General features: G+C 63.4%; 22 protein-coding genes. All 22 read left to right on the plus strand.

What is annotated here, in order from left to right; all coding sequences use genetic code 11:
- Window positions 1-62 precede the first annotated feature (62 nt).
- A complete protein-coding gene (gene prfA / locus H578_RS0106035; RefSeq protein WP_028463999.1) occupies window positions 63-1,139 on the plus strand; it encodes a peptide chain release factor 1 in 1,077 nt (358 codons plus the stop codon).
- Window positions 1,102-2,109: a peptide chain release factor N(5)-glutamine methyltransferase gene (prmC, locus tag H578_RS13715; RefSeq protein WP_051130812.1), complete on the plus strand. Its 1,008-nt coding sequence runs from the start codon at window positions 1,102-1,104 to the stop codon at window positions 2,107-2,109. Before prfA ends, prmC begins: the two co-directional genes overlap by 38 nt.
- Window positions 2,102-2,764 carry an L-threonylcarbamoyladenylate synthase gene (locus tag H578_RS0106045; RefSeq protein WP_022872795.1) on the plus strand — a complete coding sequence of 221 codons (663 nt, stop codon included), beginning with the start codon at window positions 2,102-2,104 and terminating at the stop codon, window positions 2,762-2,764. The genes prmC and H578_RS0106045 overlap by 8 nt, the downstream gene beginning before the upstream one ends.
- Window positions 2,761-3,918 (plus strand): MraY family glycosyltransferase, encoded by a 1,158-nt coding sequence (locus tag H578_RS0106050; RefSeq protein WP_022872796.1) that lies wholly within the window; start codon window positions 2,761-2,763, stop codon window positions 3,916-3,918. The genes H578_RS0106045 and H578_RS0106050 overlap by 4 nt, the downstream gene beginning before the upstream one ends.
- On the plus strand, window positions 3,915-4,349 hold the full coding sequence (locus H578_RS0106055; protein WP_156837234.1) for a hypothetical protein: 435 nt from the start codon (window positions 3,915-3,917) through the stop codon (window positions 4,347-4,349). Before H578_RS0106050 ends, H578_RS0106055 begins: the two co-directional genes overlap by 4 nt.
- A 219-nt stretch (window positions 4,350-4,568) precedes the next feature.
- Complete coding sequence (atpB, locus tag H578_RS0106060) at window positions 4,569-5,381, plus strand: F0F1 ATP synthase subunit A (RefSeq protein WP_028464000.1); 813 nt, start codon at window positions 4,569-4,571, stop codon at window positions 5,379-5,381.
- Between the two features lie 87 nt (window positions 5,382-5,468).
- Window positions 5,469-5,678, plus strand: coding sequence for an ATP synthase F0 subunit C (locus tag H578_RS0106065; RefSeq protein ID WP_022872799.1), 210 nt, complete (start codon window positions 5,469-5,471; stop codon window positions 5,676-5,678).
- A gap of 67 nt (window positions 5,679-5,745) precedes the next feature.
- Window positions 5,746-6,321: a F0F1 ATP synthase subunit B gene (locus tag H578_RS0106070; RefSeq protein WP_028464001.1), complete on the plus strand. Its 576-nt coding sequence runs from the start codon at window positions 5,746-5,748 to the stop codon at window positions 6,319-6,321.
- Entirely contained in the window at window positions 6,321-7,130 is an 810-nt protein-coding gene (locus tag H578_RS0106075; protein ID WP_022872801.1) for a F0F1 ATP synthase subunit delta, read from the plus strand. Before H578_RS0106070 ends, H578_RS0106075 begins: the two co-directional genes overlap by 1 nt.
- 78 nt (window positions 7,131-7,208) lie before the next feature.
- On the plus strand, window positions 7,209-8,837 hold the full coding sequence (gene atpA / locus H578_RS0106080) for a F0F1 ATP synthase subunit alpha (RefSeq protein ID WP_022872802.1): 1,629 nt from the start codon (window positions 7,209-7,211) through the stop codon (window positions 8,835-8,837).
- A 52-nt stretch (window positions 8,838-8,889) separates the two neighbouring features.
- The gene (locus H578_RS0106085; protein WP_022872803.1) at window positions 8,890-9,777 is read left to right on the plus strand and encodes a F0F1 ATP synthase subunit gamma; all 888 of its coding nucleotides are present in this window, start codon (window positions 8,890-8,892) and stop codon (window positions 9,775-9,777) included.
- A gap of 39 nt (window positions 9,778-9,816) precedes the next feature.
- The gene (gene atpD, locus H578_RS0106090) at window positions 9,817-11,274 is read left to right on the plus strand and encodes a F0F1 ATP synthase subunit beta (RefSeq protein ID WP_022872804.1); all 1,458 of its coding nucleotides are present in this window, start codon (window positions 9,817-9,819) and stop codon (window positions 11,272-11,274) included.
- Window positions 11,275-11,277: 3 nt separating this feature from the next.
- Window positions 11,278-11,538, plus strand: a complete 261-nt coding sequence (locus tag H578_RS0106095; protein WP_022872805.1) for a F0F1 ATP synthase subunit epsilon — start codon at window positions 11,278-11,280, stop codon at window positions 11,536-11,538.
- Window positions 11,539-11,673: 135 nt separating this feature from the next.
- Window positions 11,674-12,366: an endonuclease NucS gene (gene nucS / locus H578_RS0106100; RefSeq protein WP_022872806.1), complete on the plus strand. Its 693-nt coding sequence runs from the start codon at window positions 11,674-11,676 to the stop codon at window positions 12,364-12,366.
- A 31-nt stretch (window positions 12,367-12,397) separates the two neighbouring features.
- Entirely contained in the window at window positions 12,398-12,691 is a 294-nt protein-coding gene (locus H578_RS13720; protein ID WP_022872807.1) for a hypothetical protein, read from the plus strand.
- Between the two features lie 4 nt (window positions 12,692-12,695).
- Window positions 12,696-13,478, plus strand: a complete 783-nt coding sequence (locus H578_RS0106110; protein ID WP_022872808.1) for an alpha/beta hydrolase — start codon at window positions 12,696-12,698, stop codon at window positions 13,476-13,478.
- 89 nt (window positions 13,479-13,567) lie between these two features.
- Window positions 13,568-16,054, plus strand: a complete 2,487-nt coding sequence (locus H578_RS15545) for a hypothetical protein (RefSeq protein WP_022872809.1) — start codon at window positions 13,568-13,570, stop codon at window positions 16,052-16,054.
- The gene (locus H578_RS0106120; protein ID WP_022872810.1) at window positions 16,051-17,031 is read left to right on the plus strand and encodes a co-chaperone YbbN; all 981 of its coding nucleotides are present in this window, start codon (window positions 16,051-16,053) and stop codon (window positions 17,029-17,031) included. The genes H578_RS15545 and H578_RS0106120 overlap by 4 nt, the downstream gene beginning before the upstream one ends.
- Window positions 17,032-17,042: 11 nt before the next feature.
- Window positions 17,043-18,044 carry a DNA polymerase III subunit delta gene (gene holA, locus H578_RS0106125; protein ID WP_028464002.1) on the plus strand — a complete coding sequence of 334 codons (1,002 nt, stop codon included), beginning with the start codon at window positions 17,043-17,045 and terminating at the stop codon, window positions 18,042-18,044.
- A 242-nt stretch (window positions 18,045-18,286) separates the two neighbouring features.
- On the plus strand, window positions 18,287-18,547 hold the full coding sequence (gene rpsT, locus H578_RS0106130) for a 30S ribosomal protein S20 (protein ID WP_022872812.1): 261 nt from the start codon (window positions 18,287-18,289) through the stop codon (window positions 18,545-18,547).
- Between the two features lie 160 nt (window positions 18,548-18,707).
- Window positions 18,708-20,567 (plus strand): translation elongation factor 4, encoded by a 1,860-nt coding sequence (gene lepA, locus H578_RS0106135; RefSeq protein ID WP_022872813.1) that lies wholly within the window; start codon window positions 18,708-18,710, stop codon window positions 20,565-20,567.
- 84 nt (window positions 20,568-20,651) lie between these two features.
- Window positions 20,652-21,938: a radical SAM family heme chaperone HemW gene (gene hemW / locus H578_RS0106140; RefSeq protein ID WP_022872814.1), complete on the plus strand. Its 1,287-nt coding sequence runs from the start codon at window positions 20,652-20,654 to the stop codon at window positions 21,936-21,938.
- The last annotated feature ends 28 nt before the right edge of the window (window positions 21,939-21,966 follow it).

Here is a 21,966-nt window from a genome sequence, read left to right on the forward strand (position 1 = left end):
GTCCCCGTCGTCGTCGTTCGAGAAGAAGAAAGTCACTGATGAGCACTGAGATCAATCCACGCATGTTCGACTCCGTCGACGCGCTGCTGGCCGAGCACGCCGAGATCCAGGAGCGAATGGCCGATCCCCAGACCCACAACGATCAGCGGTTGGCCCGCCGATTGGGACGCCGCTACGCCCAGCTCAACGGAATCGTGGAGGCACATAAGCGGTGGAAGAGCGTGCAGGATGATCTCGCTGCGGCCGAAGAGCTTGGCGCCGACGACGCCGAATTCGCTGCTGAAGTGCCGGGACTGCGCCAACAGCTCGACGAAGCTGCAGATAAGTTACTGCGCATGCTCATCCCACGCGATGAGAACGACGCCCGCAACGCCATCATCGAGATTAAAGGTGGCGCCGGGGGAGACGAAGCCGCCATCTTTGCCGGGGATCTGCTGCGGATGTACACCCGCTACGCCGACTCCAAAGGATGGAAGACCGAGCTGCTGGCCGCCACCCCCTCCGAAGCCGGCGGATACAAGGACGTTCAGGTCGCCATCAAGGGCAACTCCAACGACCCCGCCGAGGGGGTCTACGCCCACCTGAAGTTCGAAGGAGGGGTCCACCGAGTCCAGCGGGTTCCAGAAACCGAATCCCAGGGGCGTATCCACACCTCGGCAGCCGGAGTGCTGGTGATGCCGGAGGTCGACGAGCCCGAAGAGGTCGAGATCAACCCCAACGACCTGCGCATCGACTACTACCGTTCTTCTGGGCCGGGCGGCCAGAGCGTGAACACTACCGACTCCGCGGTGCGGATTACCCACGAACCCACCGGGATCGTGGTCTCTATGCAGAACGAGAAATCCCAGTTGCAGAACCGGGAAGCCGCCATGCGCGTGCTGCGCTCGCGGTTGCTGGCCCACCAGCAGGAACAAATCGACGCTGAGAACGCTGAAGCCCGCAAATCCCAGGTCCGCACGATGGACCGCTCCGAACGCATCCGCACCTACAACTTCCCGGAGAACCGGATTGCCGATCACCGCACCGGCTACAAGGCCTACAACCTCGACGCGGTGATGAATGGAGATCTCGAAGCCGTCATCCAGTCCTGCATTCAGCTCGATGAGCAGGAACGCCTCGCCGCCCTGGCCGACCAGTGACGCCGTGGATCTAGCAACGCTCATCCGGCAGGCTGCCAACCGCCTGCAGGCCGCCGGAGTCCCCACCCCGCGGGTTGACGCAGAGCTGCTGGCAGGTCACGTGCTCAACGCAGGGCGTGGGGAAATCCAGGCCCGGGCGATCACCGGAGGAGAGCTCTCACCCCAAGCCGCCGCCCGGTACGAGGAACTCGTCGCCGAGCGGGCCCGGCGCATTCCGCTCCAGCATCTCACCGGCAGCACTGGGTTCCGTCAACTCAACCTGCAGGTGGGGCCGGGAGTCTTCATCCCTCGCCCAGAGACCGAGACCGTGGTGGAAGCAGCCCTAGCCGAAATCGATGCGCTCATCGCTGCGGGAGTGGAGCATCCCCGGGTCATCGATCTGGGGACGGGATCTGGTGCCATTGCCGCCAGTATCGCCACCGAACGACCCCAGACCCAGGTGCACGCCGTGGAAGTCTCCGCGGAGGCTGCTGCGTGGGCCGAGCTGAACTTCAGGCAACTGCCTGCCGGTTCGGCGGCGGTCACCCTGCACCGTGCCGACCTGCGTCAGCTGCCGGCCCAGCTGTTTGAGGAGAGGTTCGACGTCGTCGTCTCCAATCCTCCCTATATTCCGGAGAGTATGGAACCGGTGGATCCCGAAGTCGCCGAGCACGACCCCGAACTCGCCCTCTACGGCGGGGGAGAGGACGGTCTCGAACTGCCCCGTGCCGTCATTGCCACCGCGCTGAAGCTCCTGAGACCTGCCGGCTGGTTCATCCTGGAACACGCTGAGGTCCAGGCGGAGGCGCTGCAGCGGATCTGCCAGGCGGAGTCTGAGCTGCGGGAGGTCACCACACACCGAGATCTCACCGGACGGCAACGGGCCACCTCGGCGCGGCTGGGAAGCACCATAAGGGACAGGAAGCTGGCCGAAGGCGCGCCGCATTCGGCGCAGACGCCCGGAGTGGGGGATACTACAGCGCGTGAGTGAGACCTTCGACGTCACCGATCCTGCGGTACGCCAAGCCGGGTTGGCGGCCGCCCAAGAGGCTCTGCATCGTGGTGAGCCGGTGGTCCTGCCCACGGACACGGTCTACGGGATCGGCGTCGACGCCTTTTCTCCCCAAGCGGTGGCCGTGCTGCTCGCGGCCAAAGGACGCAGCCGTGCCATGCCGCCGCCGGTGCTGGTAGCCCGGGAAGAGGTCATGGATGCACTAGCCACGGAGATCCCGGACTCCGCCCGAGCACTCGCTGAGGCCTTCTGGCCAGGGCCGCTGACACTCATCTTGTCCGCTCAACCCTCTTTGGCCTGGGACTTGGGGGAAACTCGGGGCACTGTGGCGCTGCGAATGCCCGCCGATGAGCTGGCCCTCGAATTGCTCGGTCTCGTGGGGCCGATGGCTGTCTCCAGTGCTAATCGCACCGGTCAACCCGCCGCCACAACGGTGGAGCAGGCCCGCGACATGCTCGCCGAATCGGTGGCGGTCTATCTCGACGACGGCGAACGCAGCTCCACCCGGCCATCGACGATCCTCGACTGCACCCAGGGAGCACCCGTGGTGGTGCGTGATGGGGCGCTGCCGTTGCACGAGCTGCAGGCCGTGGTTCCAGATGTGACCAGCGACGACGCCTCCACCGGCTCATGATCTACTTCCTCATCGTGCTGACCGTCTCTGCTGCGGTCAGCTACGCCCTGACACCACCGGTGCGCCATCTCAGCCTGGCTCTAGGGATCTATACCCCGATCCGCACCCGCGATATCCACACCGAGGTCAAACCCCGGTGGGGCGGGTTAGCGATCTTCGTGGGACTGCTGTCCGGCCTGGCGGTCGCCGCGGCGACCCCCTATCTGCAAGGGATCTTCGATGAACTGACTCCCGTGGTGGGGGTCCTGCTGGCGATGACTCTCATCGTCATCACCGGCCTGGCTGATGACGCATGGGACATTCACTGGGCGATCAAGCTGCTGGCCCAGATCGGGGCCGGGGTCATCCTGGTCCTCCACGGCATCCAACTTGAAGTCGCGCCGGTGGGGTCGATCGGCGTCGGGGGCCCTGCAGTGCAGGCCACCCTCACCGTCTTCCTGGTGGTCCTGACCATCAATGCCTTCAACTTCATCGACGGGCTCGACGGGCTGGCCGCCGGTGTGGCAGCCCTTGGCGCGGCGGCCTTCTTCCTCTACACCTACCTACTGACGCTCTCCATTGAGGAATTCGACCCCTCTAACCTCGTCACACTGCTCATGGCGGCACTGCTGGGGGCATGTTTGGGGTTCCTGCCGCATAATTTCCACCCCTCCCGCATCATCATGGGGGACACCGGGGCGATGCTGCTGGGTCTGGTGATGGTCACCGGAGCGCTGAGTGTGACCGCCTCTTTGGAGCTGAATCCCGAGCATTTCCGATTCCGGAACATCCCAGCCTATATGCCGGTGTTGCTGCCGCTTGCGGTGATGGTCCTTCCGCTGTTGGATCTGTTCCTGGCGGTGGTGCGCCGCACGATGCGGGGTAAGAGTCCCTTCAGCCCGGATCGAGGCCACCTCCACCATAAACTGTTGGACTCGGGGTACTCACACCCCCAGGCGGTTTTACTGCTCTACCTGTGGGCCGGCATTGTGGCCTTCGGTTCGGTTTCCTATAACTTCCTGCCCTGGCAATGGGTCACCATGGGAATCGCTGTGGCCCTGACCGCCGCGACTGTGTTGACGCTGGGTCCCTGGTTGCGCCGCAGGGCTCGGCGAGCTCAGCGCGAAGCCATCCGACGCGCGTTGCAGGCCCGGAAGAGGGACAGCGAGACGTGAGCAGCCTGAAGCGGAACAAGCACGACCCACGGCATGGGGCCTGGGGGCGAATGCTGAAAGCCGCCACCGTGTGGAGCACTCTGGTCGTGGCGTTGTTCAGCGCGGGGGCCTTCCTCTTCTCCGGGGTAGAAGCCACCGTCTCTGTGCTTGTCGGCGGTGGGTTGGTCATTGTGCTCTATGTTCCATCCATCTGGGTGGTTGACTTCGCTGAACGGCGTTCCCCGGATTTGTCGATCACCTTGTATCTGCTCTTCTTTGTCCTGAAATTCGTCGGTATCGGCTTTCTCTTGGCCGTTGTCCCGTTACCGGTCTGGCTGAGTCTGCCGTGGGGCGGATCAGCCGGGGTCGCGGTGGTCGTGGTGTGGCAGGTGGCGTCTGTCTATGTTTTTAGCCAGATGCGGCTGCAGATCGCCCCTGCGCAGGAGTCGTAGAGGCCCGTGGTGGCCTTCGTCAAGTACGACTCTATTTGCCTGTAGTTCTACAGAATGTAGTACTGTTTAGTGCGCAGCTCCGACGTGCGCTAGTTCACCTTCAGTTTGATAGGCTGGATGACAGGCGCATGGTGGGATTCCTGCGCGCACTTGCTAACTTCTCGCACAGAACGAACCTCTCTCCTGAGGCTTCGTCGACGACCGATGAGAGGACCAGCGTTGTCTACGCTTGCCCTGAGCGCCGCCGATGGAGGCGAGTTTCAGCCCCCTACTATTAATGACACCCACTTGCCCGAGATTCTCCCCTGGGGTGCTGAGTGGGGAGAGGGGATCCTCGGCAAGAACGGTCTTGTTCTTCTGGCGTCTGTGGTGGTGATCTGGGCGTTCTTCCATTTCGCTATCCGTCGGCAGTCACTGGTGCCCACCCGGACTCAGTTCATTGCCGAAGGAATCTACGGCTTTGTGCGCAACTCCCTGGGGCGCGACATCCTGGGTGAGAAGTACTTCAAACCCTGGGTGCCCTTCCTCTTTGCTGTGTTTACGTTCATTCTGGTGAACAACCTCATGGGTGCTATCCCGGTCATCCAGATGCCGAGCTTCTCCCACGCCGGTCCCGCCTATGTGATGGCCGGCATTATTTATGTCACCTGGATCGGGGTGGGCATTCAAAAGCACGGGTTGCGTTACTTCAAGTTGGTCTGCATCCCCTCAGGCGTGCCGTGGTATGTGATGCCGGTGATGATCCCGCTGGAGATCATCTCCAACTTCATTGTCCGGCCCCTGACGCACTCCCTGCGTGTGATGGCTGTGATGCTGGCCGGCCACATGATCGTGATGATCGCGGCCTCCGGTGCGGAGTTCTTGGTGACGCAACAGGACAACATTTTCCTCAACGCCACCGGCATCATCGTGCTGATCGGCTTCGTGCCCCTGTACTTCCTCGAGTTGCTGCTGATGGTCTTGCAAGCATTCGTCTTTGCCCTGCTGACCGCCATTTATCTGCAGGGCGCCATTGAGGCTGACGCGCACTAGCGCTGCAGCTGACCTGAAGAACTTCCAACTGAATAGACCCGCACGAAAGCGCCGGATCTCCCGGCACCTTCACAAGAAAGAGAGCACATGGAAATCATCGGTAACGTGAACATGATCGGCTACGGCCTCGCTGCTATCGGCTCCGCACTGGGCGTCGGCCTGGTGTTCATGGCTTACATCAACGGTGTGGCGCGTCAGCCTGAGGCCCAGCGTGTGCTGCAGCCGATCGCCATCCTCGGCTTCGCTGTGATCGAGGCGCTGGCTATTCTCGGCCTCGTTTTCGCGATCTTCCTGTAAGTCAGACCATAGCCCCTGAAGGTGCCTGGAGTATGGGCGCCTCAAGAGAAGGAAAATGGGTGAATTCATGATCAGCACCGCACTGATCCGCGCGACAGAGGACGGCGATTACCAAGCCAATCCGCTGATTCCGCACCCGTGGGAGATGGCTGCTGCCTTCATTGGCTTCTTTGTCCTGTTGTTTGTGGTCATCAAGTTTGTTGTGCCCAAGTTCGAGTCCACATACCAGGAGCGGGTCGCTGCCATCGAAGGCGGCATCAACGAGGCCGAAGAAGCCAAGGCCGAAGCTGAAGCTCTGAAGGCTCAGTACGAGCAGAACCTCGCCGACTCGCGCGCTAAAGCCTCGCAGATCCGCGAGGAAGCCCGTGCAGAGGCGGCGCAGATCGTCGACGAGGCGCGCTCTAAGGCGGCTTCTGAAGCGGCGCGCATCACTGAGCAGGCTCAGGCCCAGATTGCCGCTGAGCGTGCCGCGGCCGAGGCTTCGCTTAAGGCCGACGTCGGGGCACTGGCCACCAAACTGGCCGGTCAGATCGTCGGTGAGGCCCTTGAGGACGATGCTCGCTCGCAGCGTGTGGTGGACCGCTTCCTCGCTGACCTCGAATCCGATCAGCAGCGGAGCACGACCGCGGAGGCCACGCAGTAATGGCCGCTGTGACCACCGAGTCCCTTGCCAGCCTGAAGAGTGACCTGGCGCAGACCCTGAGTTCGGCTGGGCTGACCGCCGCTGACGAACTCTTTGCGGCCGTGGACGTCATCGACGGTTCGGCCTCACTGCGCCGCTCACTGACCGATCCGGCTCGTCAACCGCAGCAGCGCGCGTCTGTGGTGCGCCAGCTCTTCGGTGACAAGGTGCAGGAACCGGTGCTGGCAGTGCTCGAAGCAGCAGTCTCCCGGCGCTGGAGTGCCGAGCGGGATCTTACCGACGCTCTGGAGACATGTGCTGTGGAGATGGCCGCCGCGCACGCTGAATCCGAGGGGCTGCCCGGGCTGGAGAAGCTGGAGGAAGCTCTGCTGGGCTTCCGCCGGGTCGTGGCGTCCTCACATGAGGTCCAGCGGGCACTGACCGATCCGCAGGCTCCGGCTGAGGCCAAGCAGAAGCTCGCGGCTCGGTTGAGTCCCGAGGCTCCGGAGGCCGCCCGATTGCTCATCGACCGAGCAGTCACAGCCCCCCGCGGCATGCGGCCCACCACGCTCATCGAGCGATTTGCCCAGCAGGTGGCCTCCCGTCAGCAGCGCTGGATCGCGCAGGTCACGGTGGCCAAGAAGCTCGACACCGCTTACCTTGAGAAACTGTCGAAGAGCTTGGACGCCTACTTCGGCAGAGAGCTTCGGCTCGACGTCGTCGTCGACCCCACCGTGGTCGGCGGCATCCGGGTCCAGGTGGGAGACGAGGTCGTCGACTCGACGGTGGCGACCCGGCTCAACAGCCTGGGCAGGCAATTGGCCGGCTAGCCGAGGCCGGCACTGAGACACTTCACCAACCGCACGGTTGTCCCCGAGACGACCAACGACACAGGAGAGCAGGGACAGATGGCCGACTTGACCATCAACGCCGACGACGTCCGCAATGCACTGAACGAATTTGCCGCGTCCTACGACCCCGGCAGCGCTGAGCGCACCGAGGTCGGCCGAGTGATCTCGGCCGCCGACGGCATCGCCCGCGTGGAGGGTCTGCCCTCTGCGATGTCCAACGAGCTGCTGCGCTTCGAGGACGGCACGATGGGTCTGGCGCAGAACCTCGACACCCGGGAAATCGGTGTGGTGATCCTCGGTGAGTTCTCCGGCATCGAAGAAGGCCAAGAAGTCACCCGCACCGGGGAAGTCCTCTCCGTTCCAGTGGGCGATAACTTCCTGGGCCGTGTGGTGGACCCGCTGGGTAACCCCATTGACGACCTCGGGGACATCGAGCCTGAAGGGCGCCGTGCCCTGGAACTGCAGGCCCCCGGCGTGACCCAGCGTAAATCCGTTGAGGAACCGCTACAGACTGGTATTAAGGCCATCGACGCGATGATTCCGATCGGCCGCGGTCAGCGTCAGCTCATCATTGGTGACCGTCAGACCGGTAAGACGGCCATTGCTATCGACACCATCCTCAACCAGAAGGCCAACTGGGAATCCGGGGATGTCAGCAAGCAGGTCCGCTGCATCTATGTCGCCGTGGGTCAGAAGGCCTCCACGATCGCTTCGGTGCGTCAGACGCTGGCCGAGCAGGGCGCACTGGACTACACCACCATCGTTGCCTCTCCGGCCTCCGACCCGGCGGGCTTTAAGTACTTGGCACCGTTCGCCGGCTCTGCCATCGGTCAGCACTGGATGTACGGTGGCAAGCACGTCCTCATCATCTTCGATGACCTCTCCAAGCAGGCCGAGGCTTACCGTGCGATCTCGCTGCTGCTGCGCCGTCCGCCGGGACGTGAAGCTTTCCCCGGTGACGTGTTCTACCTGCACTCCCGCCTGCTGGAGCGGTGCGCCAAGCTCTCCGATGAGCTCGGTGGCGGGTCGATGACTGGCTTCCCACTCATCGAAACCAAGGCGAACGACGTCTCGGCCTACATTCCCACCAACGTCATTTCCATCACCGACGGGCAGATCTTCCTGCAGTCCGACCTCTTCAACGCCAACCAGCGTCCGGCCGTCGACGTCGGAATCTCGGTCTCCCGTGTGGGTGGTGCCGCCCAGATTAAGGCGATGAAGAAGGTCTCCGGTACCTTGAAGCTGGACCTGGCTCAGTACCGGGATATGCAGGCCTTCGCCATGTTCGCCTCGGACCTGGACCCGGCGACCCGCCGTCAGCTGATCCGCGGTGAGCGTCAGACCGAGCTGCTTAAGCAGCCGCAGTACACGCCATACCCGGTGGAAGAGCAGGTCGTTTCCATCTGGGCCGGTGCCAACGGTCACCTCGACGACGTCGAGCTCTCCGATATCGCCCGCTTTGAGGCCGAATGGATCGACTACCTCAAGCGCAAGACCGATGTGCTGACCAATATCGCCTCCACGGGCAAGCTCGAAGACGACACCGTCGCGGCTCTGAACGCCGGCATCGAGGACTTCAAGAAGTCTTTCCAGCCCGGTGAGGAAGAGTCCCTGGTGGGCAACGAGCAGGCTGAGGCGCTCAGCGACGACGAGATCGACCAGGAAGAGATCCCCGCCGCCCAGTGATCCTGGTACAGGACACATCGGCACCGATCTCTACTGACTGAGGAAGGACACCATGGGAGCCCAGATCCGGGTCTACCGGCAGAAGATCAAGTCGACGTCGTCGATGAAGAAGATCTTCAAGGCGATGGAGTTGATCGCGACCTCGCGCATCGGCAAGGCCCGCGCCCGAGCCGCGGCCTCCACGCCATACGCCGAGGCCATCACCCGTGCGGTGGCTGCCGTTGCGCGGGAGAACGACGTCGAACACGTCCTCACTCAGCGCGCGGAAAACCCCAAACGGGCCGCTGTGCTCATTATGACCAGTGACCGAGGCCTGGCGGGGGCGTACTCCACCAACGTGCTGAAGCGCTCGGAATCGTTGTTGGCCCGCCTGGCCGCCAACGGCATCGAAGCGCGTCCCTACCTCTACGGTCGCAAGGCTCAGGCGTTCTATGACTTCCGGAGCCGGGAGTACGACAAAGTCTGGACAGGCAACACCGATAACCCGGAAGTGGAAGTGGCCCGGGAGATGGGCACGCTGCTCGTTGACCGGTTCAGTCAGGACACCGATGAGGGTGGGGTGGACGAGCTCTACCTGGTCTACACCGAATTCGAGTCCATGGTGAAGCAGGAACCGGTGGTGCGCCGTCTGTTGCCACTGGCCGTGACCGAATCCGATGAGGACTCCCCGGTAGTGCCGTACTACGAGTTCGAGCCCGACGCCGAGGAAGTCCTTGACGAGTTGCTGCCGCGTTATATCGAGTCCCGGATCTTCTCCGCGATGCTGGAGGCTTCGGCCTCCGAGCTTGCCGCCCGCCAGCGGGCGATGAAGTCCGCCGCGGACAACGCCGATGACCTCATCCGCAAGTACACACTGCTGCGGAACAACGCCCGCCAGGCGGAGATCACCCAGGAGCTCTCCGAGCTCATTGCTGGTGCCGACGCGCTGTCGAGCTCCTAGCCCCGTTGACATCATCAACTATCGAGTGAAGTGAGAGAGATGACTGCCACTACTGAAGCACAGAGCCCCGAGGCGCCTGCCGGCGGCGCCACCGGCCGCGTCTCCCGGGTGATCGGCCCGGTCGTGGACGTGGAGTTCCCCGCCGACGCCATCCCGGAGATGTACAACGCCCTCACCGCGGAGCTCACCCTCGGTGGTGAGACCCGTACCGTGACCTTTGAGACCGCCGCCCACCTGGGCGACAACATGGTCCGGGCCATCTCCCTGCAGGCCACCGACGGCCTGGTTCGGGGTGTGCCCGTGCAGGACACCGGCTCCCCGATCTCGGTTCCGGTGGGTGACACGGTCAAGGGTCACATCTTCAATGTGCTCGGTGAGACCCTGGACATCCCCAGCGAAGAGCTTGAGGTCACCGAGCGTTGGCCGATCCACCGCGAGGCACCCAACTTCGCCGCGCTCGAGGGCTCCACCGAAATGCTGGAGACCGGCATCAAGGTGATCGACCTGCTGACCCCCTACATCAAGGGTGGAAAGATCGGTCTCTTCGGCGGTGCCGGGGTGGGCAAGACGGTCCTCATCCAGGAGATGATTACCCGTGTGGCCCGCAACTTCGGCGGTACCTCGGTGTTCGCCGGTGTCGGTGAGCGTACCCGTGAGGGCAACGACCTCTGGGTGGAAATGGAAGAAGCCGGTGTGCTCAAGGACACCGCGCTGGTCTTCGGCCAGATGGACGAGCCGCCGGGAACCCGTCTGCGTGTGGCGCTGACCGGTCTGACCATGGCGGAGTACTTCCGCGATGTGCAGAACCAGGATGTGCTGTTGTTCATCGACAACATCTTCCGCTTCTCTCAGGCCGGTTCCGAGGTTTCCACGTTGCTGGGCCGCATGCCCTCGGCCGTGGGGTACCAGCCGAACCTGGCCGATGAGATGGGTGTGCTGCAGGAGCGGATTACCTCCACCCGTGGCCACTCCATCACCTCGATGCAGGCCGTCTACGTGCCTGCTGATGACTACACCGACCCGGCCCCGGCGAATGTGTTCGCCCACCTGGATGCCACCACGGAGCTGGACCGTGCGATTGCTTCGCGTGGTCTGTACCCCGCGGTGAACCCGCTGACCTCCACCAGCCGCATCCTGGACCCGCAGTACATCGGCCAGGAGCACTACGACTGCGCCACTCGGGTGAAGCAGATTCTGCAGAAGAACAAAGAACTGCAGGACATCATCGCCATCCTGGGTGTCGACGAGCTCTCGGAAGAGGACAAGATCGTCGTTTCCCGGGCCCGCCGCATCGAGCAGTTCCTGTCTCAGAACACCTACACGGCGGTCCAGTTCACCGGTGTGGAAGGCTCCACGGTCCCGATTAAGGACACCATCGAGGGCTTCAACGCCATCGTCAACGGCGACCTTGACCACATCCCAGAGCAGGCGTTCTACAACATCGGTGGCCTCGACGACGTCGAGCGCAAGTACGCCGAAATGCAGAAGCAGGGCTGATCCATGGCTGAACTCGACGTCCAGGTTGTTGCCACCGACCACGCGGTGTGGCAGGGCAAGGCACGCTCTGTCCGGGGCCGCACCGTCGAGGGCGACATGGGGATTCTGCCCGGACACACTCCGGTGCTCGCCCTGCTCGGTCAGGGAGAGCTTGTCATTGAGCCCACTGAAGGGCCCACGGTGACCGCTCAGGTCAACGGTGGATTCTTCTCTGTGGACTCAGATCAGGTGACCATCGTCGCCGACGACGCCGACTTAAGCTAGGTTCCCAGCTGCTTCCTTAGCGGCCAGCGCACCTGAAGCAGTGGCTTCGGCTCGCATCACTTCACGTTCACACACTGACGGCTCCCGGTACTTGCCGGGGGCCGTCAGTGCATCTGGCAGATAGGATCTGTTGCCGTGCGACTCGTTATTGCCACCTGCTCTGTGACCTATACCGGCCGGCTCACCGCACACCTGGCGGAAGCGACCCGACTACTGATGGTGAAAGCCGACGGCGCGGTCCTCATTCACTCCGACGGCGGCTCCTACAAACCATTGAACTGGATGTCCCCACCGGCGACCATGCGGGTGCTTGAACCAGACGCCGAGCAATCCGCCGCAGGCATCACAGAAGTATGGCGGGTCACCGCAGAGAAGGCCGACGACACCCTCACGGTGCTCATCTCCGAGATCCACCACGATTCCACTCACGAGCTGGGCTATGACCCTGGACTGGTCAAAGATGGTGTGGAAGCCGATTTGCAGCGTCTCTTGGCTGAGCAGATTGACCGCCTGGGAGCCGGCCACACCCTGATTCGGCGTGAGCATCCCACCCCGATCGGTCCGGTGGACATTCTGGCCTCAGGCCCGGAAGGAACGGTCGCGGTGGAGCTGAAGCGTCGCGGTGATATTGACGGCGTCGAGCAACTTACTCGATACCTCGAGCTACTCAACAGAGACCCGTTGATCGCTCCGGTGACGGGGGTGCTCGCCGCCCAGCAGATCAAACCCCAGGCTCGGACCCTCGCCGAAGATCGGGGGATCCGTTGCGTGGTCCTCGATTATGAGGACATGAAAGGCGAAGACGCCGCCACACCGCGCCTCTTCTAAGCCGGCCTCAGCAAGGTGCGACCATAGAAGCATGGCCAAGCGCAGGCAGAACAAGTGGCAGCGGGAGTATCGACCGCTGTCGACGTCGTTTCTCGCCCCAGCCGGAATCTCTGCTGGACGCGTGCGACGCCGGGACGGGGAGTATCACGTCCGCTACATTCCCGGGCCCGCCGCTACGAAGGACTACACCTGCCCCGGTTGTGGGCTGTCGATTACCCCCGGAACCGCCCATGTGGTGGCCTGGCGGGCCGATTCTGTGCTCGGCGACGAGTTCGCCGCCGCTGAGCGCCGCCACTGGCACAGTCAGTGCTGGCGCATAGAGTAGAACTATGCCCGATCACGACTACCACGAGGTCCACGACCTGCAGATCAGAGCACGCACGGTCCTTCCCGCCCGCCGTGAGGACATTGAGTTCACCACCGCGGACGGTGTGAGGCTCGTGGGGGAGCTGGCTTTGCCCGAACACGGGGACCCCGAGGCGACCCTGGTGACGTTCCATCCGCTGCCCACAGAAGGCGGTTACATGGACTCCCACCTGTACAAGAAGGCCTCCTATCGTCTTCCGGCTCTGGCCGACATCGCCGTGCTGCGGTTCAACACCCGAGGTACCTCAAGCCCCCGGGGAACCTCGGAAGGGGAGTTCGACGGCGGGGAGAAGGAGGGGTACGACGTCGCCGCGGCGGTCGAGTTTGCCGTAGCACGGAATCTGCCCAACCGGTGGATGGTGGGTTGGTCCTTTGGCACTGAGCTCATCCTCAAACATGGCACTAAGGAGCCGGCTGCCTCGGCTACTGAGGGAGCAGTGTTGCTCTCCCCGCCCGTGAAACGCGCACAGCGCGCGGATCTCCAGGCCTGGGCGGAAGACGGCCGTCCTCTACGCGTGCTGGTTCCCGAACATGACGATTTCCTCAAGCCCCCGGAGGCCGAAGAAGTGTTTGCCACCTGCCCACAGGCTCGCTTGCGCGCTGTCGACGGCGCCAAGCATCTCTGGGTGGGGGAGAAGTACACTCATCTTGTCCTCGAGGACATTGCCTCGACCGTGCTGGGGGTGCCAGCGGAACTGCCGACCCGGTGGACCGGACCAGCAGCCCAAGAACCCAGCCAATTGTAACCGTATCGTTATGTTCGGTACTCTAGAGCGCTGAACCTCAGCCGCTGGCGCTGATCGTCAGCATTCCCCACCGAAGGACCACCACTACCGTGCGATTTCTTTCCGCCATTGTCACCTTCATCGCGGGCCTGGTCATCCTGGGCCTGGGCGTCAACGACCTCACCCGGTTCACCGCGGAAGAGACCCACACTGTCTACCCCGAAGGCGTCGAAGAAGCTCCCTTCACCGTGGTCACTGACGAGATCATCGACCCGGAGCAGGGCCGCGAGGACTTCACCATCGAGGCCGAGGGTGAATACACCATCGCAGTGGCCCGAACCTATGACATCGATGCCTGGCTCGATGGTGTCGCTCACAACCGGATTGGGGGAGTGGTGCCAGCTGAAGACGGTGAGGAGAGCTCCCGGATCGAGGCTGAGCACATCGACGGTGAAGACTCCGTGCCGAATCCCGAGGATTCCGACCTGTGGGTGGCGGTGGAAACGGTCGAAGACGAGCTGCTCTACCGGTGGTCGGCACCCACAGAAGGTGAAGACTGGGCACTGCTGATCTTCCGCGATGGCGAGGAAGCCGCCCCTGCGACCATCACCGCATTGGAGACAGAGTTTTTCTCCCGCAACCAGGCCGTAGGAATGGTCATTGCCGGTGGCGTGGTGCTCCTGGTCTCTGTGGGCTTGTTCTACTGGGCACTCGGTGCTCCCCGGCGTCGACGGAAGAAACAGGCTGCAGCTGCCACCACCGCTGCAGCGGCGACCACGAAGACTCAGGTGGCTCCCGCAGCCGATCACGGCACCGATGACGGGGCCACCACCAGTGAGACTGAGGCCACTGAACCTCACCGCGCCTCCCCTCCCGGGGATACTGCAGGGCATGCCGCAGCGGACACAGAAATCACAGACTGGACCCTGCCGCCCATTACCCCGACGCCCGAGGACACCGAGGATAGTGGCCTACCGGGGGCCAGTGAAGCGACTGCGGCCGCCGAAGACCGTGCCGTCGAAGACAGTGATGACAGCGAGGATGAGACGGTGACCACCTCTGAGGCGGAGGCCTATTCTCACCAGCCGCCTAAGACCCTTGCTCAGCGACTGCGTCGTCGACTTGGCGGTGGGGGCACCACTGCAGCCCTGCTCGCGGTGACCCTGGCCGCTGCCGCGGGGCTGAATGCCTCCACTCCGGTTTTCGCCACCGAAGAGGAAGACGGCGAGGACGAGACCGACCAGACGGAGACCGAGGCCGAAGACGAGCAGCCTGAGGACGAGGACTCCCCCGAAGAGACCGAGGAAGCCGAGGACGAGTCCGAGCAGGACGAAGCCGACGACGACGAGGACCCCGGCGACGACGAGGAGGACGAACCCCAGGAGGGGGACTCTGCCGAGGAACAGCTCGAGGACCGTCCGGACCCGGAGGAAGAAGAACTCGATGACCGTGACCACGGCACCGGTGTCGGGGGAGACATTGCCTCCGAAGGCTACTCAGTGCTGCTACAGACGCAGTTGGACCGGATCCTCGAGGACATTGCCGCCACGGTCGAGGCCGGGGATGAGGCCCTTGACACCGACGAACTCACGGGTCGGGTCGCCGGCCATGCGCTGGAAGTTCGCGAACTCGCCTACCGGAACCACGACCTTGCCGAGAGTGCTCTTCCGGTTCCCATCGGCACCGAAGTGCTTTCGGCAGCGGTGACCTCCGAACCCGAGTTCCCCCGGCACGCGGTGGTCATCACCGAGCACCCGGACCAGGAGGTGCCGCAGGTGCTCGTGCTCGAGCAGGCCGAGCCGCGGGAAAACTACCGCCTGGTGCACTTCTCTCTGATGGCCCCAGGCACGGAGTTCGCCGCCCTGAGTGCTGAACAAGGCGGCGTCGTACCCGTCGACGATGGAGACGAAGACGATGAGCTCTCCCCGCTAGGCGCCATCAACGGGCTGGCTCGGCACTTCGCCGACGCCGATGACGAGTTCGGAGACTTCGTGAGCGAAAGCATCTATCTCGATGACCTCCACGACTACTACCAGGACATGGAAGAAGCCGCAGCCGATACCGACGTCAGCTTCGAACACCAGAATGTCAGTGAGGACGTCGTCGCCCTCGAACTGCCCGACGGATCCACTGTGGTCGCGGGCTCCTTCGAAGTCGTCATGGAGATGGCGCCGGTCTCGGCCGGGGACACGATCTTCTTGGACCACGACCTTGTCATCGAGATGACGGGCACTGATTGGACCACATACCCGGTTCAGATGACCACGCTGGAATCTGTAGTGCTGTGGATCCCCTCTGAGGAGCAACTCGCCGCCGCTGAAGACGCCGAGGACGACAATGGTGATGACGAAGACGGCGAGGATGGCGAGGACAACGCCGAAGAGAACAACGACGACGCCGACGTCAGTCCCGATGGTGTCGTTTTGTTGGGTATCCACGACCTCATCCACTCGGCCTATATCGACGTGCCAGAAGGTCACGACGGCTACGACGGTGCCCTCGACCCGAATGAGCAGGATGAGGACGACGAAGATGACGAAGACAACGGCGATAATGGTGATGAGGACACCGACGATTCCGAGGAGGACGACGAGTGAGCGAACAGCAGCCTCCCGCGGCGGTCAACGCCAGGGGAGCCGTTGACCTGTCCCAACTGGCCGACCAGCGCAGCAGCTCCGGGCAGCGGAGCCCCGCACCTGGCCAGCCTGCCCCGCAGCAGGGTCAGCACGCAGGTGGCCACCAGTCTCCGGGTGGGGCGGATTCCTGGGCGGTCGCTGTACAGCCGGCTGACCTGCAGCAGGTGCTGCAGCTCTCCGCCCAGGTGCCGCTGCTGGTGCTCATGCACGACACCTCCGACGTTTCCGAACAGTTCCGCACCACCCTGACCGATGCGGTGGACCGCCAGCGTGGTCGGATTGTGCTGGCCTGTATCGATGCCTCCGCCTACCCCGAAATCGCCCAGCAGGCAGGTTCGCTACCGGTGGTGACCGCCTTCCTGGCGGGTCGGCCGATCGGTGAATTCGACGCCCAGGCACCCGCCGACCAACTGCCCCAGGTGGTCGAGCAAATTCTCCAACTGGCCACTCAAAACGGCATCACCGGGACTGTCCCGCCCCAAAGCACCCGTTCTGCGCAGGAGGGCGCCACCGAGGAACCACAACTGCCCCCGCTGCACCAGAAGGCACACGACGCGTTGGAACAGGGAGATCACGCTGCGGCCGCCCAGGCTTTTGAACAGGCGCTCAAGGAGAACCCCGGGGATGAGGACGCGCGGCTGGGTCTAGCGCAGGTGCAGCTGTTGCAGCGCACCGCCGAACTCGATGTAGCCGGGGTCCGCCAAGCGGCTGCCGAGCACCCCGACGACGTCGAGGCACAGAAACGCGTTGCCGACGTCGACGTTCTGGGTGGGCACGTCGAAGACGCCTTCTCCCGGCTCATCCGATTCATCCAGACCCACGCCGGAGATGACCGGGAAGTCGCCCGTGAGCACCTGGTAGAGCTGTTCAGCATCGTCGGCGACTCCGACCCGCGCGTGCAGAAGGCCCGCAAGGCCCTCGCCCGCGCCCTGTTCTAACGGCGGTAAGGATGTCCCCTGCTCGGAAACGCCCTCAGCCTGCCGGCGTTGATTTCCGGACCGTGGAGCCGGCACCGCTGATGCTGCTCAAAGGTCCGGAGGACTATCTAGCGATTCGGGCCGTAGACCGGATCAAAGCCCAACTGCGCAGTCGACACGCTGACCTGGAGTACACCCGTCTCAATGTGGCGGAGGCGACCCCCGGGGAACTGAGCACGCTGGCGTCCCCCTCTCTGTTTGGTGAACCCCGACTCATCCTCGCCGAAGACCTTGCACAGACCAATGAAGCGTTCCTCACCGACGCACTGCGGTTCCTCGAGGAACCACATGATGAGGACGTCACTCTGGTGTTCCGGCACAGTGGAGGCAACCGGGGCAAGAAGCTCCTTGACGCCTTGGGTAAAAGCGCCGTCGTCGTCGACTGTTCCAGCGTCAAAAGCGACAGTGAGAAGCTCGACTTTGTCCGGGTGGAGTTCCGTACCGCGGAGCGGACAATCCACCCCGATGCTGCTCGGGCGTTAGTGGCTGCGGCCGGATCCTCGCTTTCGGACTTAGGTAGTGCCTGCCGTCAATTGATGCGCGATGTCGCCGGGGATATCACCGTCGAACACGTTGACACCTACTTCGGTGGCCGGGTGGAAGCCTCCGCGTTCAAGGTGGCAGATGCCGCTTTCGAAGGACGTCGGGAAGCGGCCCTGCGACTGTATCGACATGCCTTAGCGACCGGCGTTGAACCGGTGATGATTACCTCGGGACTGGCATATAAGGCGCGACAGATTGCTGCACTGACCGATCACCGTGGACCCCGCGGGGAACTGGCCGCCGCGCTGAAAGTCAGTCCCTTCCAGCTGAAATTTGCCGCGGAGACCGCACGCCGGTGGACTCCGGCTGCCGCCGCGGACGCGATGGAAGCGATCGCACGGGCTGATGCCGAGGTCAAAGGGGCCTCGCGCACCCCGGAGTACTCCCTGGAGAAGGCCATCGCTCGCATCGCTGACTACGCTGGTCGGTGAGCTGGCCGGCCGCTGATACCTGGTATCATCAATTCCAGTGTCTACTGGTCTGCCCTGATACGGGTGCAGGCTTACACACTCCCTGAGGCCGCGAGCACTCAAAACGGCCTGAGCTGATGGGGCCCTCTACCCGAACAGCTCAGGTGGATCGCCATGGCACACCCCACGCCACAACGTCTCTGACGCTCGCCGCGGCCGCCCCGGAGTGGAACAACGTACACCCACAGAAGGAAAGACTCACCGTGGCAAACATCAAATCGCAGAAGAAGCGCATCCTCACCAATGAGAAGCGCCGCCGCCGCAACCAGGCGGTGAAGTCCGAACTCAAGACTGCCGTGAAGAAGGTGCGTACCGCCGTCGCCGCCGGTGACAAGGACGCCGCCGCCACAGCTCAGCGCGAGGCTGCTCGGAAGCTGGACAAAGCTGTCTCCAAAGGCGTTATCCACAAGAACCAGGCTGCGAACCGGAAATCCGGGCTCGCTCAGCTGGTCAACTCGCTCTGAGGCCGGCCGCGGACTCCAGGTGCCCCAAAGGCTTGTGCCACGGGGAGCGCTGAGCCCGCACTGATCGGCTGCAGAAGGCCTCGCACCCTTCGGGTGCGGGGCCTTCGCCGTATGATGGACCCCTGTACCGCCCGCGACCCGAAGGACTGAAGCCAAGCTCGTGTCACCCAAGGCCAGCACGCCCCTGGTGCCTGCTCAGACTGACCCCTCGGCGATCCGCAACTTCTGCATCATCGCTCACATCGACCACGGCAAATCGACCCTGGCTGATCGGATGCTGCAACTCACCGGGGTGGTGACCCCGCGGCAGATGAAAGACCAGTACCTCGACCGGATGGACATCGAGCGCGAACGCGGCATCACCATTAAGTCGCAGGCAGTCCGGATGCCCTGGGAGTTCGACGGCCAGACCTACGCGTTCCACATGATCGACACCCCCGGTCACGTCGACTTCAGTTACGAGGTTTCCCGGTCTCTGGCCGCCTGTGAAGGTGCCGTGTTGTTGGTGGACGCGGCCCAGGGCATCGAGGCCCAGACTCTAGCCAACCTGTATCTGGCGATGGAGCACGACCTGGCCATCGTGCCGGTGCTGAACAAGATCGACCTTCCGGCGGCACAGCCGGAGAAGTACGCCGAGGAACTGGCTGGACTGATCGGATGCGAACCGCATGAGGTACTGCGTGTCTCCGGGAAGACAGGTGAAGGCGTCGAAGAGCTCCTCGATACCCTCGTCGCCGAGATCCCCGCCCCGGAGGGGGACGCTGAGGCTCCTGCCCGGGCCATGATCTTCGACTCGATCTACGACACCTACCGGGGCGTGGTGACCTTCGTCCGTGTGGTCGACGGTAGTCTGCGCCACCGGGAGAAGATTCAGATGATGTCTACCGGGGCCACCCATGAGTTGCTGGAAATCGGCGTCTCCAGCCCGGAACCTGAAGCCACCGATGGCTTAAGCGTGGGCGAGGTCGGCTACCTCATCACCGGGGTGAAGGACGTGCGCCAATCCAAAGTCGGTGACACGGTCACCAGCCAGAACCGACCGGCTGAGGAGATCATCGGCGGCTACGAAGAACCCCGTCCCATGGTCTTCTCCGGGCTTTTCCCCATCGACGGTTCGGACTTCCCCGTGCTGCGCGAAGCGCTGGAGAAACTACAGCTCAACGATGCGGCCTTGAACTTTGAGCCTGAGACCTCCACCGCATTGGGCTTTGGGTTCCGTGTGGGCTTCCTGGGTCTGCTGCACCTGGAGATCACTCGTGAGCGCCTCGAGCAGGAGTACAACCTCGATCTGATCTCCACCGCTCCCAACGTGGTCTACCACGTCACCACCGAGGACGGGGAAACACATGAAGTCACCAATCCCTCGGAATTTCCCGACGGTAAGGTCAAGGAAATCCGTGAGCCGGTGGTCGACGCCACGATCATCGTGCCCGCTGAATACATCGGTGCGGTCATGGAGCTGTGCCAGTCCCGGCGCGGCCAGATGAACGGCATGGACTACCTCTCCGAGGATCGGGTGGAGATCCGCTACACCATGCCGCTGGCGGAGATCGTCTTCGACTTCTTCGATCAGCTGAAGTCACGCACCAAGGGGTATGCCTCGCTGAACTGGCAGGGCACCGGCGATCAGGCTGCTGATCTGGTGAAGGTGGACATTCTGCTGCAGGGGGACAAGGTCGATGCCTTCTCCGCGATCACCCACCGCGATCACGCGTATTCCTACGGGGTGAAGATGGCCTCCAAGCTCAAAGACCTCATTCCCCGCCAGCAGTTCGAAGTGCCCATTCAGGCGGCGATCGGCTCGCGGATCATTGCCCGGGAGAACATCCGGGCGATTCGTAAGGATGTGCTCTCCAAATGCTATGGCGGTGACATCAGCCGTAAGCGCAAACTGTTGGAGAAGCAGAAGGAGGGGAAGAAGCGGATGAAGATGGTCGGCACGGTCGAGGTGCCCCAGGAAGCCTTCATCGCCGCGCTGAGCTCTGATGAGGGCAACGCCAAGGAGAAGACCAAGAAGTGAGCACTCATTCCTGCATCACGCTATTAACTCTGCATAGGGCTATAGCGTTATGCAGAGTTCACAGGGTTATGCAGGAAGACCAGTATGCCGTCAACGCTGCCGCTGGGTGACCCGGTTCCGGCCGACGGATCCTTCCCGCCGGAGGTGGTGGCTGCCCTGCCGGCCCGAGCGGCCAAGCCCCTGGGCCTCTACGTGCACATTCCGTTCTGCTCGGTGCGCTGCGGATACTGCGACTTCAACACGTACACCGCGGAGGATCTGGGTCCCGGTGCCTCCCGCGAGTCCTATCCGGAGACGCTGATCCGTGAACTGGAGTTCGCTCAAAGAGCGTACGACGACGCCGGGGCACCGCAGCGTGCCCTCTCTACCGTCTTCTTCGGGGGCGGCACACCCACGCTGCTGCCTGCAGAGGACCTGGCTGGCATCCTTCGCCGAGCCCGGGAGCTGTTCGGTTTCCGGCCCGGTGCGGAGATCACCACCGAGGCGAATCCGGACACCGTCACGCTGGAGTCCGCCCAGATCCTGGCCGATGCCGGGTTCACCCGGATCAGCTTAGGCATGCAGTCGGCTGTACCGCATGTGCTGGCCACCTTGGACCGGACCCATGATCCGGAGAATGTGCCCAAAGCGGTCGACGCCGCCCGGGCGGCAGGTCTGGAGGTGAGTCTGGACCTCATCTATGGAACCCCGGGGGAGAGTCTGTCTGACTGGCGGGCATCTCTGGAGACGGCCATTTCACTGCGCCCCGACCACATCAGCGCCTATTCGCTGATCGTGGAGGAGGGCACCGCGATGGCCGCCCAGATCCGGCGCGGGGTGCTGCCGGACATCGACCCGGATGACCAGGCGGACAAGTATCTGCTGACTGATGAGCTGCTGACTGCGGCTGGCTACGGCTGGTACGAGGTCTCGAACTTCTCCCGCAGCCCGGAGACGCGCTCCCAGCACAACCTGAACTACTGGCTGGACTCCGACTGGTGGGGTGCGGGCCCGGGGGCTCACTCCCACCTGGCGGGGATGCGCTGGTGGAATGTCAAGCACCCGGCGGCCTACGCCCAACGGCTGCACCAGGGCATCTCACCCGGGCATGGCCGCGAGATCCTCGACGATGAGGCCAAGGTCCTGGAGCACCTGATGTTGCGTCTGCGCATCCGCGAGGGCCTGGACATCGCCGAGTACAACGGGCTGCCCGAGGTGGCCACGTCGGATGCGCAGCCGGTGAGCCAGCAAGCTCTCCATGCCCTGGTGCGCGAGGGGCTGATCGAGCCAAAGGCCGCGCAGCCGTCGTCGTCGTATCCCGAAGGCCGAGCAGTGCTCACCTTGGAAGGTCGACTGCTGGCCGACGCGATCACCCGGCGCTTACTCGGATGATGCGGCCCTGTTGCATGAGACAGTGCGC

The sequence above is a fragment of the Nesterenkonia alba DSM 19423 genome (assembly GCF_000421745.1).
Classification (GTDB): domain Bacteria; phylum Actinomycetota; class Actinomycetes; order Actinomycetales; family Micrococcaceae; genus Nesterenkonia; species Nesterenkonia alba.